Source organism: Microbacterium sp. bgisy207 (genome assembly GCF_965345035.1).
Lineage (GTDB): Bacteria > Actinomycetota > Actinomycetes > Actinomycetales > Microbacteriaceae > Microbacterium.
Genome location: NZ_CBDRMG010000004.1, coordinates 68,347 through 86,225 on the forward strand (window position 1 = coordinate 68,347; position 17,879 = coordinate 86,225).

General features: G+C 67.9%; 12 protein-coding genes. 1 reads left to right on the plus strand and 11 read right to left on the minus strand.

The features are described 5' to 3' along the window. Nucleotides 1-311: 311 nt before the first annotated feature. Nucleotides 312-1,007: a hypothetical protein gene (locus ACSGC5_RS04810; protein WP_434969487.1), complete on the plus strand. Its 696-nt coding sequence runs from the start codon at nucleotides 312-314 to the stop codon at nucleotides 1,005-1,007. An 85-nt stretch (nucleotides 1,008-1,092) separates the two neighbouring features. On the opposite strand, the gene pstB is transcribed toward ACSGC5_RS04810, so the two are convergent. From pstB to pstC, 11 genes are all read right to left on the minus strand, one after another. Continuing rightward, the gene (gene pstB / locus ACSGC5_RS04815) at nucleotides 1,093-1,884 is read right to left on the minus strand and encodes a phosphate ABC transporter ATP-binding protein PstB (RefSeq protein ID WP_434969631.1); all 792 of its coding nucleotides are present in this window, start codon (nucleotides 1,882-1,884) and stop codon (nucleotides 1,093-1,095) included. 260 nt (nucleotides 1,885-2,144) lie between these two features. Beyond that, entirely contained in the window at nucleotides 2,145-2,927 is a 783-nt protein-coding gene (locus tag ACSGC5_RS04820; protein ID WP_434969488.1) for a sortase, read from the minus strand. Between the two features lie 257 nt (nucleotides 2,928-3,184). After that, nucleotides 3,185-4,510 (minus strand): hypothetical protein, encoded by a 1,326-nt coding sequence (locus ACSGC5_RS04825; RefSeq protein ID WP_434969489.1) that lies wholly within the window; start codon nucleotides 4,508-4,510, stop codon nucleotides 3,185-3,187. Beyond that, nucleotides 4,507-5,619, minus strand: a complete 1,113-nt coding sequence (locus ACSGC5_RS04830; protein ID WP_434969490.1) for a hypothetical protein — start codon at nucleotides 5,617-5,619, stop codon at nucleotides 4,507-4,509. Before ACSGC5_RS04830 ends, ACSGC5_RS04825 begins: the two co-directional genes overlap by 4 nt. Before the next feature lie 119 nt (nucleotides 5,620-5,738). After that, complete coding sequence (locus tag ACSGC5_RS04835; protein ID WP_434969491.1) at nucleotides 5,739-7,895, minus strand: substrate-binding domain-containing protein; 2,157 nt, start codon at nucleotides 7,893-7,895, stop codon at nucleotides 5,739-5,741. Nucleotides 7,896-8,047: 152 nt separating this feature from the next. Continuing rightward, a complete protein-coding gene (locus tag ACSGC5_RS04840) occupies nucleotides 8,048-9,700 on the minus strand; it encodes a hypothetical protein (RefSeq protein ID WP_434969493.1) in 1,653 nt (550 codons plus the stop codon). 26 nt (nucleotides 9,701-9,726) lie between these two features. Continuing rightward, entirely contained in the window at nucleotides 9,727-10,914 is a 1,188-nt protein-coding gene (locus ACSGC5_RS04845) for a hypothetical protein (RefSeq protein ID WP_434969494.1), read from the minus strand. 205 nt (nucleotides 10,915-11,119) lie between these two features. Continuing rightward, nucleotides 11,120-13,750, minus strand: a complete 2,631-nt coding sequence (locus ACSGC5_RS04850; RefSeq protein WP_434969495.1) for a hypothetical protein — start codon at nucleotides 13,748-13,750, stop codon at nucleotides 11,120-11,122. 80 nt (nucleotides 13,751-13,830) lie between these two features. Beyond that, on the minus strand, nucleotides 13,831-15,465 hold the full coding sequence (gene pstS / locus ACSGC5_RS04855) for a phosphate ABC transporter substrate-binding protein PstS (RefSeq protein ID WP_434969496.1): 1,635 nt from the start codon (nucleotides 15,463-15,465) through the stop codon (nucleotides 13,831-13,833). Beyond that, a complete protein-coding gene (pstA, locus tag ACSGC5_RS04860) occupies nucleotides 15,462-16,712 on the minus strand; it encodes a phosphate ABC transporter permease PstA (RefSeq protein ID WP_434969497.1) in 1,251 nt (416 codons plus the stop codon). The genes pstS and pstA overlap by 4 nt, the downstream gene beginning before the upstream one ends. After that, complete coding sequence (gene pstC, locus ACSGC5_RS04865) at nucleotides 16,712-17,842, minus strand: phosphate ABC transporter permease subunit PstC (protein ID WP_434969499.1); 1,131 nt, start codon at nucleotides 17,840-17,842, stop codon at nucleotides 16,712-16,714. The genes pstA and pstC overlap by 1 nt, the downstream gene beginning before the upstream one ends. Nucleotides 17,843-17,879: the final 37 nt, after the last annotated feature.

Below are 17,879 nucleotides of genomic sequence, written 5' to 3' on the forward strand. Positions count from 1 at the left end.
CGTGCTCGGCCGGCCGGTCCCCAACGGAGCCGCGGTCGGCTGCACCGCGACCGTGCGGGTGGTGCCCGTGCGAGCCGGGTGGCGCCCACCCGCGCGGCCCGCCGCGTCCGCGCAACCGCACGAGGGCTGTCGCAATCTGGTCGACGGGGTCGGAAGACGAACTCGGCATCCCTCCAATTTACATGCGCATTGACATGGATACTGCTATATGTCACCATACAAGTACATGCATTTGTACATGGACTTCCGGAGCAGCGCCAATCGGGCGCGCCGGGAATGACGCGGACTTCGCCCGCCAGAGAGGATTCACCATGAACACCCATGAAGAACACAACGAAGAGACCTCCCCCGCAGGTGACCGCCCGCTCGGCTACTGGCTGCGCCTGGTCGACATGCTGATCACCCGCGAGTTCGGCACCCGCCTCGCTGGTTTCGGCGCGGATCGCCGCGATTGGATGCTGCTGAACATCATCGACGGCACTCATGCCTGGGCTCGAACAGCCCCGGGCAAGCGGATGGGTCGACTCGAGAAGCGCGGCTGGATCGAGCAGAACGGATCGGGCGAGTGGTCGCTCACCGACGCCGGTCGCGAGATGAAGGAACGCCTCGCCGAGGCCGTGTCGGGCATCCGTGAGCGCGTGTCGAGTGCCGTCTCACCCGCGGACTACGCCACGACCATCGCATCACTCCAGGCGATAGCCCGGGAACTCGGCGGCGACGACGTCGACGACATCGACGATCTTGCCGGGTTCGGCCGGTTCGGGCGCGGACGCTCCGGCCGTCCGTTCGGGCCCGGATTCGGTCCGGGTTTCGGACGCGGCTTCGGCTCCGGCCTCCGCTCGGGATTCGGACCGGCGTTCGAGCCCGACCCCGACTACGCACCTCACTGCCGCGCTTGCCGCGGCCGCGGCAAGCGCGGGAACTCCGGGCACCGTCACGACGAGCGCGCGTATGAGCGGGGCTTCGACGCCGGCTATGCGCGCGGGCGTGAGACCGCGGCGAGCTGACGCTGACTCACGCGACCCAGCCGCCCACGCTACGTCGCCACCTCAGCCACGTTCGCCACCTCGGCAGCCTCAGCCACCCGGGCGGTCAGCCGAAGCGACCGTTGACGTAGTCGTACGTGCGCGGGTCGATCGGGTCGCTGAACATGGCCTCGGTGTCGCCGTGCTCGACGATCACGCCGGGCGTGCCCTGCGAGGCCAGGAAGAATGCGCACTGCTGCGAGACCCGCTGAGCCTGCTGCATGTTGTGGGTCACGATGACGATCGTGACCTCCTCCTTCAGCTCGACCATCGTCTCTTCGATCACGCGGGTCGAGGTCGGGTCCAGCGCGGAGCACGGCTCGTCCATCAGCAGCACGCGGGGCTTGACCGCGAGCGAGCGGGCGATGCACAGGCGCTGCTGCTGACCGCCCGACAGGCCGCCGCCGGGGGCGCGCAGGCGATCCTTGACCTCTTTCCACAGGCCCGCCTTGATCAGCGACGTCTCGACGAGCTCGTCCTTCTCCTCCCGTGCCGCCTTGAGCCCGGTGAGCTTGAGCCCGGCGATCACGTTGTCGTAGATCGACATCGCGGGGAACGGGTTGGGCTTCTGGAAGACCATCCCGATCGACTTGCGCGCATCGACGAGCTTGCGCGAGGCGTCATAGATGTCGTCGCCGTCCAGGAGCACCTCACCGGCCAGGGATGCCGACGGCACGAGCTCGTGCATCCGGTTGAGGATGCGCAGGAACGTGGACTTTCCGCATCCTGACGGTCCGATGAGCGCCGTCACCTGACCGGCCGGCATCGTCAGCGAGATACGGTCGAGCACCTTGCGCTCCCCGAACCAGGCCGAGACGTTGCGGCCTTCGAGCTGCGCGAGCGGGGCGTCCGCAGTCACCCACGAGTGCTTGTTGCGACGGGTCTTGGCACCCTTGCCCCGCGGGTCGGTCCCAGACCGGCGACCTCGGCGCCCCCCGACCGACGGTATTGGAGCCTCGGATCCGGCGGATGCGACCGGGCGTGCGGGAGGTACAAAGCCCTGCGGCGGGGCGGGCGGGCCGTCGACGACCACCGTCGAGGTGCCGGATGCCGCGGCATCCTGCACGGGGAGCACGGTGGTCTTCTCTTCGCTGATCTCGTTCGGGTTCATGGGATTCCTTACATGAGATTCGGGAGGAGCCGGGAGATCTCGCCCGCGACCCACAGGCACGCGACGAGAGCGAGCGGCACGAACACGATCCAGGTTCGGGTAGGGCCGATGCGCCGGTACGACCACACTGCAGCAACCTCGACGACGATCAGGAACTGGAGGGCGAAGACCAAGGCCCACAGCATCGACGCGTCGCCCTGCATCTCCTTCTCAGCCGGATCCAGTGTGGCGAAACGGGTCTGCCGCAACCCCGTCGGCTGAGCATCGCTCACGAGCTCGGCATCCACACGTACGGTCGCGACCGGAAGGTAGGGGAGTCCACGGGCAGAAACCAGCACGATGCGTGCGTCGCCGGCCTGAAGCGCCGGCGGGGCGGGGTCTCCCGCGAAGCGCAGCCCGATGACTTCGTACTCGTGCTCACCCTGACCGGTGATCACCGTGAAGGTCTCGCCTGGGTCGAGCTGCTGGATGCGGCCGAACGGTCCCCCGTACGCGGCAGCTCGCCCCATGATGACGCTGATGCCGGCCTGGCCAGGCAGCACGGTGTCTCGCCGGTGACCCGGCCCCAGCTGAGTGACTTCGGAATCGGTGCCTTCGACGACGACCTCATGAACCCCGATGGAGGGGATATCGAGAATGGCCACGGGTGCGCCGTCGGCGAGAAGCACGTCATTGACGTCACCTTCCGTGACAGGTGCGATCCCCTCGGCCAACTGCTCACGGAAGGAGTCGCTGAGCTGCTGCTGCGCAGCGTAGTGACGCACCTGACCGAGAAGGGTGATACTCAGCACCAGCGCGATCATCAGCACCGCTAGCACCATCAAAGAACTGCGCAGATACTGCTGGCCGGGACCGAGCGGGGGCAGGGGCGCTTGCCTGACGGGGGGCCGCCGCGGAGGCTTGGGCGGCTTCGAGCGCCGGGTCGGAGGGGTGGGCGGAGCCGGAGGCCCATCTTCGGCTCCCGTCTTGGCGGCGGGGCGCACGAAGGGCAGATTCTGCCACCACTTCGATCGCTCGGAGGTGGCCGTGCCCGGGTCGTCGGTGACGGTCACGACGGCGCCCCACTCCCGACCAGTTCACGTGCCGGTGGCGCGGATGTCGGCCCACCGGCATCCGCCGGATCGTCGTCGTCTTCGTCACGTCGCCATCCGAGCAGGAACCACAGCCGGCCGGTCACCGCGAGCCACACGACGATGGCCAGCGCGGCGAGCGCCGCGATGCCGATCACGGGAAGGGCGGCCGGCGGCGGGACGAAGACGGTGGCTTCGCGGGTGATCGGGACCAGCTCGGTGTTGTCGACGACCTCGGGGGGCGTGAAGGTGACGTAGCCGCGATAGAGCACCCAGTTTCCGACGTTCTCAAACCTCGCGGTGACGCGTCGGGCCTCATTCGGCTGCAGATCGGCGACCGGGATCCCGTCGATGGCACCGATGGGCTGCCCGAACAGACTCGTGAGCCAGAAGCGCGCGTCAGCGTTGAAGGCGCTGGCGGAGTTGTTGAGGACGGTGAAGGAGAGATTCACGGCGCCACCTGTCAGAGACAGGGAGGGCTCGGCGACGGCGTGCAGGGCACTGATCGAGAAGATCCCGAGGTTGAGGGTTCCGGGCTCGGAGTCGATGTCGCCGTCGCCTGTGACGGGTGTCTGCACGACGGTCGCACCGCCCGAGCTGCTGCCGCTCGTGCCGCCCGTGTTGACCGGCTGGGTGACCGTGGACGGAGGGGTGCCGGGAGACGCGTAGATGAGGAGACCCGCGGTCAGCACAGCGGGCTGGTTGGTCTCGACCGTGCCGACGACCTGCACCTGGTGCACCCCGGCCGAGGTGCCGGGGGGAACCGCGAACGAACCGCTGAAGCTCCCCGAGGAGTCGGTCGTGAGCTGCCCGAGCAGGGTCGGCGTGGAGTACAGGTAGACCGCGGCGGGCGTGCCCGGCTGGAATCCCGTTGCCTTCACGAACAGCGACCCGCCGCTGTCGACGATGAGGTTGCCGTTGCTGTCCACGCGAAGGGACACGCCCTGCCCGTCTCGGCCCCAGATCTCCACGCGATAGCCGCCGCGGGAAAAGACCAGCCCGACGCCGTTCGCTGCGACGTTCCGTCCCACCGCTACCTGCTGATCGCCGAAGTGCAAGGACGCGCCCGCGACGCCGAGCGTGGCCAGATCGGGGCGCGGGGAAGGCGGCGAGAGCGTCGGTGTCGGGTCTTCGGTGACCTCGACCGAGACCGACGTCCCGCCCGTGTCGTCGTCCTCCGCGTGGCTTGCTGCGGCGGGAATGAGGGACGCGACGAGAAGGAACGTCACGACCAGGAACGCCGCGAGAGAGGTCGGCTGCCAGCGTGTGAGGAGAGCCCCGGCCTGACGCGCGGGGCGGCTCACGCTGACCCTCGATGATCGGTGGACCCTGACGGCGCGTCCACCAGCGTCTGCTCGGCGGCCCGAAGCTCTGCTTCGCGCGCCGTGAAGCGCTCCCACTCCTCTGCTCGCTGCGCCTCGCGGCGGCGGCGCCAACCGGCGAGGAGGATGCCGCCCGCGATGAGAGCCGCGAGGATCAGGAGGGGCCAGGGCATCGCGATGAGGATCGTGCTCCGCGACGTGGGATCGACCGGAAGCGCATTGGCAGGGTCGGGACTGTCGACGAAGGGTTTGAGTTCGACCCACGGCGCGAGGTAAAGCCAGGCGGCCACCCCGGGGACATCGACGGAGACATTGCGCGCGGCCCCCGGCAGCAGTTCAGGGAGCCCATCGCCGGAGGGTGTCGCGGCGGGAATCGCGAACCAGGTATCGACTCCGAAGGACGTGTTAGTGGCCAGGGCCACGTTGCCGATGTTGCGCACCGTGTAGTACATCCGGACCGTGCCGTTGAAGGGGTTCCACCAGTCGCCGAGGTACTCGGCATCCAGGGCGCTGATGGACAGCTGCGGCTGCAACTGTCCCGCGACCCGCGCGTAGAGCCGAGTCGCGACCCGGCGATCCAGCGTCACCTCGTCACCCGGCGTCACCACTGACGCGACGAGGCCCCCCGCGTGGTCGCCGGGTGTGGCGTTCGTCGGCACCTCGATCGAGAACGGCAGTAGCCGACTCTCACCGGGCGCGAGGGCGAACTCGATGCGCCGATCGCCGTTCTCGAAGCGCACCCACTGACCGATCGAGACGGGCTCTTCGGATGTCGCGAGCAGCGCGTACTCACCCGCGTCGTCGTTGAAGGCATCCGTGCCGATCACGATGTAGTTCTGCACGACGGTGCCGGGGTTCGCGACGAGGAAGTAGTCGTCGATCTTCTGGCCTGGATCGGTCTTGTAGGCGAACCGGGTACGGCCGTCCGCTGCGCCGTCCGCCCCCGCGGGGCGGGCGGAGATGCCGATCGTGTCCTCGGCGTGAGCCGGTGCGACCGGGCCGACGAGGAGTGCCATCAGCGCGATGACGACGGCGGCGATAGCGGCAAAGAGGGACCCGTGGGCGCGCGCGGATTCGGGTGAACTGCTCACTGGGCTATTCGCCCACAGGTGCACGAAGCAGAAGAGTGCACCACCTTAACGACACGTGTCGCTCGCCTCTACAAGAGGTTTCCTCCCTCGGGTCGCGCTCGGCTCCGGCGGGTGACCCGCTACTTCGAAACCAGCGTGAGGGTGAGTGTGGAGGTATAGGTGCCAGCCTTCGCCGTCGCAGGCGCCGCGAAACTGAGCAGGGCGTTGAATACCGTGCCCGCCTCCAACGTCGAGGAGTTCAACGCACCCTCGGCAAAGACGCCCGAGCCAGTCAACGGCGAACCGGGAAGGCTCAGACCGGCCGACTCGCCCGACACGATCGCCGGCGCGATCGAGAGGGCCGATGCGGGAATCTGGTCGCCACCCGCGGCACCGTTGATGAACGTATCGACCGCCGCCGTCAGCGTCCATCCGGGAAGAAGGGCTCGGTCATCGATGACGGTGAAGTTCGGCAGGGCCGCCGAGGTCACTTCTCCGCGCTGGACGTCGCCGAGATTGACCGAGGTCGCGACACCGGTGAGGGAGAAGACGCCGGTCGCCGTGACATTGACCTCGAGGTCGCCTTCGGCGGGCGCGGCGGTGAAGGTCGCCGTTCCCCACGCCACGTACTCGCCCGACCCGTCGACCAGGGCGATCGTGTGGTCTCCGAGGCCGAGCGCCGAAGCATCGATCGTCGCCGCTCCCGTGCCATCGGTCGTGACCTGGCCGAGAGACGTGGGGGTCGACCATCCCAGCGCACTGAAGGTCTGATTCGCCTGGGCTGCCCCCGCCGGGATCGTCACCGAGGTGGTGCCCGGCGCGGGAGTGGGGATCGTCACCTTCGTGGCAGCGTGCGTCGCGTCAGAAGGTTCGAGGTACTCGACATCCGCCGTGGACAGCCACGCAAGGACGGATGTCCCCTGCGTCAGCGCGACCTTCCGGCCCGCCGGCACCGTCGAGCTCAGGGTGGCCGACCCCGAGGTGTTCAGCGCGACACCCGTGTGGCGGGGCGTCGCTTCGCCTTCGACCCAGACATCCACGGTGGCTCCGGCGTGCGCGGGGGTCGCGCGGATGACGAGGTTGCCGTTCACGACGGTCGCCGACGCCCCCGCGGTGGAGTCGAACTCACCGAAGAGGGGCGAGATCGCTCCGCCCGTGTTCGCGGGGTTGGCGCAGGTTGCGACATCGAGTGCCACTGTCGACCCGGGGATGCGCGCGAGTTCGGTGAAGCCGTGCGCCACGAGGTTCATCGGGAGTGCGGCGTATCCGAGTGGCGCGGCCCACTGTTGGCCGGCACACAGGGCCTGGGCGGTAAACGCGGTGAGGGCAGCACCCTTGGATGCGCTGAAGTGCGTGCTCTCCTGGGTGGGGAGCAGGATCTCCGAGTAGTGGGAGAGGGGATACGCGTGTGGGTCGGTGGAGTCAAAGACGGGCTGGAAGTCGGGGCTGCCGTACCCGGGCGACATCGGGTCGCGATCGATGCGCGCGCTGCGCAGCGCAGCCGTCACGGCCTGCGGCGCAGGTGGCACAAAAGCTCCTGACGCGTTCTGCACCTGCGCGACCGTGAGTCCGAGCTCCTGGGCGTAGGCGTTCTCGACGTAGGTGATCGCACCAGCGCCGTAGACCTGGTCAACGTAGCCTGCGACACCGTAGGAACCCGCCAAGTCGCGGGCTCCCGGAAACACGGGGAGCACCGCGGCGGGCGCGTCGGGCATCCCGTTCGCGACGGTGAATGCCGACCACGCGGCGGGCTGCTCGGCCGCGAGCCACTCCGTGAGCAGCAACGTCGTGGCGGAGTAATCCCTGCGGAGGACCGGGACGACAGGGGTGGCGGGGAGAGCTACCCCGGGGTTGTCCGCCTGAACGGCCGGATCGTTCCAGGCGGTGATCGTGCCGGTGAAGATCCCCGCGATCGTCGAGCTCGACAGCCGGAGGTCGGTGATCCACGTGCCGTCGGCCCACAGCTGGTAGGCCAGCGCGAGCCCGCTGCCAACGGCGGGCACGCCCGCGTGGGACCGGCTCTCTGGCGCACTGCCACCCGACGCCGGGACGGACGGTTGCGCGTCCAGCGCGAAGTCGACCCATCCTGCGTGGAAGTACGCTCGACCCGCGAGGGAACCGATGCCCGAGTAGTTCACGGTGAGACCGGAGGATGTCGCGACATCCCATCGCCAACGGTCCAGAATGTCGTTCACAGCGTCGGATCCCGCACCTGAGACCGGGGGAGGCGGGTCGTCGGCGGAAGCAGGGAGCGCGCCGCCCAGGACGAGCGCTGCGGCGAGAGCCGCGACGATCACGCCACGTGCCCTACCGGGACGAAGAGCCACTCCGAGCACCGGGTCCTTTCGATGGCTGCAGCAGGAGGAACCCCTGTCCCTGTGCGGGGAGCCGTGATGCGACTCCCCGCACAGGGTTCTCTAGGGGCGCCGGCGGAGGCCGGCATCCGGAATTACTTCGAGACCAGGGTCAGCGTCAGGGTCGACGAGTAGGTCCCGGCCTTGGCCGACGCGGGAGCGGCGAAGGTGAGGTCGGCGTTGAACGTGGTGCCCGCCTCCAGGGTGGACGAGTTCAGCGCACCCTCGGCGAACAGACCCGAACCAGCCAGCGGTGAGCCGGGAACGGTCAGACCGGTCGACTCACCCGACACGATCGCCGGAGCGATCGAGAGGGCCGAGGCGGCGATCTGGTCGTTGCCTGCCGACGCGTTGACGAACGGCGTGGACGAGGCGTTCAGCGTCCAACCGGGCAGCAGGGCCCGGTCATCCGTCACCGTGAAGGCACCGAGAGCCGCCGTCGTGGACTCGCCACGCTTGACGTCACCCAGGTCCACCGACGCGGCGACACCCGTCAGCGAGAAGATCCCCGACACGGTCACGTCAACCGTGACATCGGTCTGGCCCGTGGTGGAGGAGGAGAACTCGGCGGTGCCCCAGGCGACGATGTCACCGGAGCCGTCGACGAGCGCGATCGTGTGCTCGCCGACGCCGAGCGCCGCAGCGTCGACGGTCACGTCACCGTTGGCGTCGGTCGTGACCTGGCCGAGGTTGACCGGGTTGGACCAGCCGAACGCGGTGAACGTCTGGTTGGCGTTGGCCACACCCGCGGGGATGACGACCGTGGTCACACCCTCCGCCGGCGCTGCGATGGTCACCTTGGTGGCAGCGTCGGTGGCGTCGGTCGGCTCGGAGACGACGTAGTCGGCGGTGGTGACCCACGCGACGACCGTCTCGCCCTCGACAACCGCGATACGCGCACCCGAGGCGATCGCGGAGGTCACGATGGCCTCACCCGAGGCATCCAGGACGACATCCGTGTGAGTCGGGGAGGACTGCCCCTCGACCCAGATGTCGACCGTCTTGCCCGCGTTCGCCGCCGTGGCAGCGAGCTCCAGGTTGCCGTTGCGCAGCGTCGCCGTCGCGCCGGCCGTCGCGGCGTAGTTCGCGAAGTCGGGCGCGGCAGCGGCGTGGTACTCCACCGCGGAGATGCGGTAAGTGCCACCGGCCGTGATGTCCACCGTGCGGTAGATCGCGCCGACAACGGTCTGACCGTTGTTCTTGGTGAACACCAGACCGTGCTGGAACTGACCACCCGCAGCGAGAACCGCGTTGATGCCCGGCGATCCACCCGTCTTGCCCGTCAGGGTAAGGCTGGTGAACGCTGCGGCCTTGCGGTTGATCGCCGAGGACTGCGTCCACGCGCTCCAGCTCGAGCGACCGGCCGAGATGTCGTCATCGAGCACGACATACAGCTGGTCCCACGTGTCGTCGCCACCGGTGACGATCGCCGGGTCCATCGCCGCGTAGGTCGCGGCCTGGCCGACGGTGCCGTTGTTGTTGCCGACAGCGACCAGGTTCTTCGACGGCGCGAACGCCGTGTCGAGCCATCCGTCGTTGTCAGTGTCGGTTTCGACGTACGCACCCGTGCCCCCATCGAGCAGGAAGTACGTGTCGAGCGAACCGTTGCTCTGCGGCTGCTCGAGGGTGCGTCCGTCACCGGAATCGCGACCCTCAGCGGCCGAGGCACCCGTCGCACCGGTCACCACGAGAGCAGCAGCAGCCACACCCGCGATAGCCGCGCGCGAGAAGAACTTCTTCGAGTTCATGTCCCTTGTCTCCTGTTGTGCAGCGCTTAGTTGGCGCGGAGGTTGTAGCGGTTGACGGTGGTGGAGTTCGGCACACCGAAGCCCAGCGCCTGCTTGGCCGACATCACGTCGGAGGGCAGGAACGAGGTCGTGACGTCGCCGAGCTTGTCGCCGCTCATCAGATCAGCGAGGACGGCGTCGTACTTGGCGTCGTTCTCGTCGATGCGGGCGTACTCCACCAGCAGGGTCGTGTCACGGCCGGCGGCCGACGCGTAAAACGCGCTGTTCGGGACGAACACGCCGTTGTTGACGTCGACGGGCGTGGGGGCCGTCGGGACCTGCGAGTAGATCTCGAAGCCCGCGCCAATGCGGTTGTACGCGGGGATGTTCTTCTGGATGATCCACTGCATCGCCGACATGGCGGTGACCACCGACGCGGGGAAGCCGGTGGACACCGTCGTGCCCGTGGTGCCCTTCACCTCGGTCGTGGTGTTGCCGATCGGAACCTGGACCGTGGCGGTGGTGTCGCTGTAGATGTAGCGGGTCTCGTGCTCCTGACCAGTCGCGACACAGGCGCCGAGGGGGCTGATGCTGTGCATCGAGAGGAAGCTCTCACGCGTGCCCGACCCGCTCTGCGGGATCACCGGGACGATGTCGCCGACGCGGACGCCGTTGATCGTCGAGTTGGGGTCGAGGGTGCACTCGAAGAGCTGCTCGATCTGCGAGGACGTGAGGCCACTCAGGGCAACGTTGTTGGATGCGTACCCCAGTGCGTCACGACCGAACGGGACAGCCGCCACGGGGCCGTTGGCGTTGGCGCCGGACGGAGTGCTCGACGAGCGAGCGATGTCGACCTGACCGGTGATGATCGAGCCGTCCTTCCAGACGGTGCCGTCGATCGAGCGCGAGAGAGCGCGGTGGCCGTCGCTCGAGCCGTTGGGGCGGAGGAAGGGGGTGCCGAAGGGCTTGCCAACGATCTTTCCGCCGGGCAGGTTAACGCCGCTAGGCGCGGCGGCGAAGTTGTCGACGGTGCTGCCGTCGGCTCCAAGAACGCGCACGGGAGCACCGCTCGCGTTGGTGCCGTTGGCAAGCAGGTCCATCGCGATCTCAAGGGTGTCGGATCCGACGACAACGTACCCGTCACCGACGGGCTCGGCGTAGGCCGCGGGTGCGGCGAGAACGAGCGAGGCGACGACGCCGATGGCGGCGGCACCACCAATAATCTGCTTCTTCACGGGGTCCTCTTCTGTGTGGGGATCCGGCCCACACTGCACCTTTCGGGCGGGTGGCTCCGGGCTGGCGGCAAGGAGATTCCAAGCCGTTTCTGAGGTTCGGCGCTCCAGGTGAACAAACCGGGAGTATTCGACTAAGGGGACGTTGACAGTGCGCTGTCTAGAGGAGTCCCGGGAGGTGCCGTCATCGACGCCGTGACGGCGGACGTCAGACGCGCGCGCGGAACCGCGAGATGAGCGGCACCGCAATGGCCGCCGCCACACCCGCCGCGAGGCCGATGGGAATGGCCGCTGCGCCCAGTGGCGTCTCGGGATCGGCGGGCGTCGTTCCCGCGGGCTGGAACGTCACCTCGCCCCCCTGCTCCGGCGCCGTCTCGGACGGCGTGACGGGGGTGGATGGCGGCGTGGAGACGAAGCCACCTGATGTGGTCGTTGTCGTCGAGGGAGGGGGCGTCGACGCGGTCGGAGTCGGCGTCGGTGTCGGGGGCCGCCCATTCTCGATGATCGTCGCGGAGGTCAGCGCCTGAGATGCCTGCGCCGCAGTGAGAGGCGCATAGCCCGGCGGCAGATCACCGCGGTCGGTGCCCGGAGTCTGCCCCTCGGTCACGGCATAGCGGATGAACGCCGCGTACGAGGCGCGCGTCTCTTTCCCCTCCTGGTCGGGATTGAGTGCGGCGTAGAGAGGTACCGTCAGCGGATAGGCGTCCGATGAGGCGCGGACTTTCTCGTCAGCGAAGTCCAGCTCGAAGACCGCGGGCTGATCCTCGACAGGCGTCATGAGATCGCGGGCGGCCTGAAGGCCCACCGTGTTCGGGGCGACAAACGCTCCAGCCTGATTCTGCAGCGCGGCGGTGATCGTCTGGTACTGGGATGCCGCTGGCGACGTCGACAGAGCGATCACTGCCTGCAGCCCGAGGTTCTTCTTCGGCTCCGTCGTGTAACGGGGGGGAGTTGCCAGACCGTTCCACGCACCCAACGTCTTGCCGTCGCCGCGCAGCACTAGGTAGGCCCCGTCGGCGAATCCGCTCGTGAACGGACGCCAGGTGACCAGGTTGATCGGTCCGGATCCGCCCGGGGAGGTGGTGTCGTCGACCTTCTCGGTCGGGTCCGCCTTCGGGAAGTTCTCGGCGGGCAGCACAAGGCCGCGACCGGTGGGATTGACGGTGTCGCTCGTCGAGTACCAGGGATTGACCGTCATACCCCAGGGGTCGGGCTTCCCCGCCAGCCATTCCCGAGCTTCATAGTCCGCGAGGATGTACTCCCACACCCGGTATGCGAGGTCCGAGCGCCCATTGGGCATGAGAGCGTCCGAGATCGAGATGTCACCGAGGGCCTGGACAGCCCACTCGGGATCGTTCACGGCACGGAAGTCTGGATCGAACAGCAGATTCCTGGGTGCGGGGGTGGAGGTGCGCAGACCCGTCGCCCGATTCACAAGATTGAGGTGCGACTTGTCGGCACCGGCGCCGGCGGGAACGGCATCGTAGTACGACGCCGTGAGGAGCTTTGCGAGCAATCGCGGCGTCAGGTTCATCGCCGTCATCGGGAGCCGCGCTCGGGAGAGCTGGTCGGCCGTTGCGTTAGTCGAACTGGGATTGCGGTCAATGGAGAACGACACTGTCACCGCACCGAAGGCAAGAGGCGCGTAGACGACCGGATCGGTGGTGTACGCCGTCTGGTCGAGATCGAGCGGGCGCGTCGTGATCGCCAGGGCCGTGGATGTCGTCCGCGATGCATCGACCAGCGCATCGGCTTCGTTGGCATCTCTGAGGACGAATGGTGCGCCGTTTTCCAGGGTGCACAGCTGTGGCTGCCACGACTGCATAGCCCGCGAGATCATCTCGCTTCCGGCGACCTGCTTCTCGGCCTGTCCGAGCTCACAGCGCACGCCGACGGGCTTGAAATCGAGCTCGAACGCAATGTGATGCTGCCAGGAATCCCACCACAGTCCGGACTGCGTCGTGGAGGATGTCCCACTATCCGAACCACGGGGGATCACAACGAGCCAGCACGACTTGCCCACGACCGCACCGGTGTCGAGGGTTTGCGGCAGACCGCAGCTGAGACCGGTCGACTGAGCCACCGTCTGTATCTCGAAGGGCACCGACCCCGTGCCATCGGCAGCGAAGGGAGCCCACGCGATCTCATTGGTGGTGTACTGCGTGAAGAAGCGGTTCGTGTTGACGTCGACGGCGTTGTCGCCCGTCTTCTGCCGATTCACCCCGTTCACGGACTCGATGGCGTTGACGACGAACTCCTCGCCTGCGGTCTCGTCGGTCTTGCCGGCAGGGTTGTAGCCGACGAACGGGATCGCGGTGTACGACTCCTCCCGACCGAGGATGCGGTACGTCGCCGTGTGGACCTGATCTTGGTCCTTCACCCGTGTGGGAAGGACAGTGCCATCTCGGGTGGCGCCGATGCCGACCGTGCCCCCGTACTGGCATGTGCGCCGGTCGGGATGGCCCGGGTTGGCCGGATCCTCTCCCCAGCACTGCGCGATCTGCAGGTAGTTGGCGCCGCCCGACCCCGAGCCAGGCGCCTGACTCGCGAGTCCTGCACCGTTGCTGTAGCTGACGCGGATGCCCTGTTGGACGAGGTCCTGCGTCTGGGAGACGGTCACCGAAAGGTCGGGGAACGGTGATCCCTCGCTCACCAGAGCGTCATCCGCGGTCTTGGTCACGCCGGTGGCCGGGGTGCCGGTCGGGTCGGGCGTCGGGGTGTCGGTCGGGTCGGGCGTCGGGGTGCCGGTCGGAACAGCGTCCTGCGCGGCCGCGGACGGAGCGGAGACGAGCGCGGGCAGCGTTCCGATCACGCCACCCACGGCCAGCGCCGTGACCATGCCCGTCACTAAGGCGCGCAAGGCAAGGCGCCGTTGCTGGCGGCGTCGCGCACGGCGAGGCGCCATGACAGACCCCGCACTCACCGACCGGCTCCGTTTCCTCGTCGTACGACACGGATGACGAGCGGCGGGGTGATCACCGCGGCGAGCAGGAGCAGCACTGCGCCCAACATCGTCGACTGCTGCCACCCCCACCCGGTGGCCTCCACCGTGTAGGGCGACGCGACGACGTTGGCACTTCCGGCAGTGCCGGTCCCGCTTATCACGTTTCCGTACTCGTCATAAAGGACGTCGGCACCCGCGGCGGTGCCCGAGGTCGCGCCTCCCGTGGTCGTGGTGGCGCCCGCCGTGTTCGAGGACGTGCCTCCCGAGCCCGAACCCGAGACGTCGGTCGGATCCTTGGCACCTGCGGTGCCACTGGTGCACTGGTCGGATCCGCGTTTGTCGCACGCGGCGGGCTGCGGAGCGGTTGCAGCGAGCCGATTGCTCGATGGGTTGTCTCCGGGGGAAAAAGTCGGGTTGTTGCACTTGTTCGGATCGACGTTGGCGCCGCCCGCTCCCGGGATTCGCTTGATCTGCTCGAAGCCTGCGAGAACGAGATTCATCGGCAGCGGCGAGTAACCGAGGGGTCCGGCCTGCTGCTGCCCCTCACAGAGGAAGTAGCTGGCGAACGTGCCGAGAGAGGCGCCCTTGGCCTCGGTGAATGTCGCGGCGGCGCTCGTCTTCACCTCTGTCGGGACAATCATGTATGAGTAGCTAGAGAGCGGATACGCCCGGGGGTCGCCGCTGTTATACACCCCGTCGAGAATCTGAGTGAGGTAGTCGGGCGAGCTGGGGTCGGTGTTGATCTGAGCCGACAGCAGCGCGACCGCGACCGCCTCCGAGGTGGGCTCGACATAGTAGTCCGACTTGTTGAGCACCTTGGCCACGGGAAAGCCCTGCTCGATCGCGTACGAGGTCTCCACGTAAGTGATCGCTCCCTCGCCGTAGGCCTGTGCCACGTACCCAGAGACGCCGTTCGATCCCGTCTGGCCCTTGGCGCCGGGGAAGAGCGGATATTGCGAGGTGAGCCCGGGGCCCCGACCGACGGATGCCGCGAACTCGCTCCACAGCGCAGAGTGCTGCTTCGACATCCAGAGCGTGAACTGGGCCGTCGTCCCCGAGCCGTCCGAGCGGATGATCGGGGTCACGGTCTTGTCGGGAAGCGCGAGGCCCGGGTTGTCCGCTTTGATCGCGGGGTCGTTCCACTTGGTGATCTTGCCGGTGAAGATCTTCGTGATGACCTCACCCGAGAGGCGCAGGTTCGTGACGCGCTTCCCGCCGATCACGAGGTGGTACATGAACGCCGTGCCGCCCGCGACGATCGGCATGTAGGCGTATCCCCGCTGCTTGTTGGCGGGGAAAGGCACCTCGGGAGAAGCGCCGGGTTCGGCGACGGACTGGAACGGAATCTCGCTCACGGCGAAGTCGACCGTGCCCTCGATGAAGTCGCGACGACCCGCAGTGGAGCCCACGCCCGAGAAGTTGACTGTCAGACCGTAGTTCGCGGCGACGTTGGAGCGCCACTGGTCCAGGGCGTTCTGCGACCACGTGGAACCCGAGCCTGAGATGGGTTCGAATCCTGCCGCCTGCGCCGGGGCAGCAGTCGCGACGGCAAGACCGGCCACGAGCACGAGGCTCATCAGGCCGGCGATGCGGGTGCGCCAGCGTGTCATGGTGTGTCCTCCTGGGGCGGGGTGGCAGACATGGCCCTCGCGCGCGCGGCTCGATCCATGCGCAGGGCGTCGTTCTGGGAGCGGCGCAGCACTGCGCGCTGTTGCCGCGGCGTCAGGTCTCCCGGCCCGCGGCCGCCGATGACGCGGGCGATCGCGAACAGCGCGAGCACGAGCAGCATCAGCACCGCCGCCGCCCCGAAACCGCGCGCGATCATGTTCGGCTCCGGGGATCGCACGAAGTCGAACACCTGCAGGGGCAGGGAGATCATCGGGCCTTCGAACGGGTTGAGGTTCATGACGGCCGTCACACCGGAAGTCAGCAGGACGGGCGAGGTCTCGCCGATCCCGCGAGCGGTGCCGAGGATGACGGCCGTGGCCAAGCCGGATCGGGCCGTCGGGAGCACGACGTGCCACACGGTGCGGAACTTGGAGGCGCCGAGCGCGTAGGAGGCTTCACGGAGGTTTCCGGCGACAAGTCGCAGGACGACATCCGCCGCCCGCACGACGATCGGGAGCATCATCACCGTGATCGCCATCGCGGCAGCGAAGCCTGAGCGCTGTCCGGTGATGAGCAGGATGATCGCGGAGTACACGAACAGGCCCGCGATGATCGAGGGAAGCGCGGTCATGGCATCGGTGACGGTGCGCACGAACCGCGCGAAGGGTCCGCCCACCTCGTTGAGGAAGACCGCGGTGAGGATGCCCAGCGGCACCGTGATGCTCAGGGCGATCCCGATCTGGATCAGCGTTCCCATGATCGCGTGGGACACACCACCGACATCCAGGCCATCGAGTGGGCCGGCGAACTCCATGTCCTGCGTGAAGAAGTTCACGTGGAAGAGGGCATCCGCGCCGCGGGTGATGACGAACAGGACGACGAAGACGAGCGCCCCGAGGAGGATCATGCCGGCGCTGGCGAGCACGACCGTCATGACGCGGTCGACGACTTCACGACCGTCGGCGTTGACGGCGATCAGTAGCGCGTAGAAGAGGACGAAGAGCAGGAAGGCGACGATCACCCAGCCGATGGGTCCGGTGAGGGGGGCGATCCATCCGAAGATCAGGGTGGCGGCTGCCATCGCCGCGGCCAGCGCGCCCACGACGGCGTACACGTCATCCATACGCACGCCGCGCAGACTCCGGCGGGGGCCGGTGGGGGTCTCACCGGGGTCGGGAATCGCGGTGCGGCGCACGGCCTCCTCGGTCGCAGGCTCCACCAGCTCGGGTGCGTCGATCGTCGTGGTCATCAGCCGTCCGTCTGTGCGCCGGAGCGCGATCGGGCGACGATGGACGACGCGCTGAAGTTGATGACGAGGGTGATGAGGAACAGGGCGAGTCCGGCCGCCATCAGGGCCGACAGGCCGAACTCACTGGCCTCGCCGTACCGAAGAGCGATGAGGGCCGAGATCGAGTTGCTGCCCGTCTTCAGCACCTCCCAGTTGATGTAGAAGATCGGCGAGATGATCATGTAGATCGCGATCGTCTCGCCCAGCGCGCGCCCGAGGGCGAGCATCGTCCCGCCGATGATGCCGCCTCGGCCGAACGGCAGCACGACTGCGGTGATCATGCCCCACCGCGTCGACCCGAGGGCGTAGGCCGCTTCCCGCTCCCCGGGCGGCGCCTGCATGAACGCTTCGCGCATGATCGAGGTCTGGGTCGGGACGATCATGAGCGACACCACGAGGCCGGCGATGAAGGCGGATGACGTGAAGGCGCTGGCATCCGTGGCCGGCGTGCCGTCGGCGCCCGTGACGGCGAAGATCGGGATCCACGCGAAGTAGGTCGAGATCCACTGCGACACGGGGATGATGTTCTCCTGCAGGAAGAACACACCCCACAGGCCGAAGACGACACTGGGAACGGCCGCCATGAGGTCGACGAGCGTGATCGCCCATTGCTTGAGGCGTCCCCGGAGGACCTCCGAGATGAGCAGCGACGTGCCCAGCGACAGGGGGAGCGAGATCGTGATGGCGATCATCGCGATCGAGACCGTGCCGAACAGCACCGCGCCGATGCCGAACTGCCCGGCCTCGGGATTCCATTGCTGCTCGAAGAGGAATCCGATGCCCGCGACCTGCAGCGCCGATCCCGCCCGGATCGACAGGAACAGGCCGACCGCCAACATGATCGCCACAGTCACGCCGCCCGCGGCGTAGGCGACGGCGCGGAAGATGCTGTCGGCCTTGTTCGGCTTCGACTTCAGGGAGCGGGCCCCATCGATCGGATGCTCGAGCCTTGGCTCGTCGACGATCTGGGTGACCTCGTCGGCGAGGAAGACATCCGCGACTTCGTCGAAGACCGTGACGTGCTGGCCGTCATCCTGACCCGCGAGCTGGTCGGTCACGGCGTCATCCCGGGAGGGTCGAAGCTCGGTCATGCGCGACCACCGAGGAAGCGCATGACGGACATCGGGG

Bases quoted from the DNA above. Each gene is read 5' to 3' on its own strand.
- ACSGC5_RS04810 (WP_434969487.1), top strand. From the start codon at position 312: ATGAACACCCATGAAGAACACAACGAAGAGACCTCCCCCGCAGGTGAC.
- ACSGC5_RS04840 (WP_434969493.1), bottom strand. From the start codon at position 9,700: ATGAACTCGAAGAAGTTCTTCTCGCGCGCGGCTATCGCGGGTGTGGCT.
- ACSGC5_RS04850 (WP_434969495.1), bottom strand. From the start codon at position 13,750: ATGGTCACGGCGCTGGCCGTGGGTGGCGTGATCGGAACGCTGCCCGCG.
- pstS (WP_434969496.1), bottom strand. From the start codon at position 15,465: ATGACACGCTGGCGCACCCGCATCGCCGGCCTGATGAGCCTCGTGCTC.
- pstA (WP_434969497.1), bottom strand. From the start codon at position 16,712: ATGACCACGACGATCGACGCACCCGAGCTGGTGGAGCCTGCGACCGAG.
- pstC (WP_434969499.1), bottom strand. From the start codon at position 17,842: ATGACCGAGCTTCGACCCTCCCGGGATGACGCCGTGACCGACCAGCTC.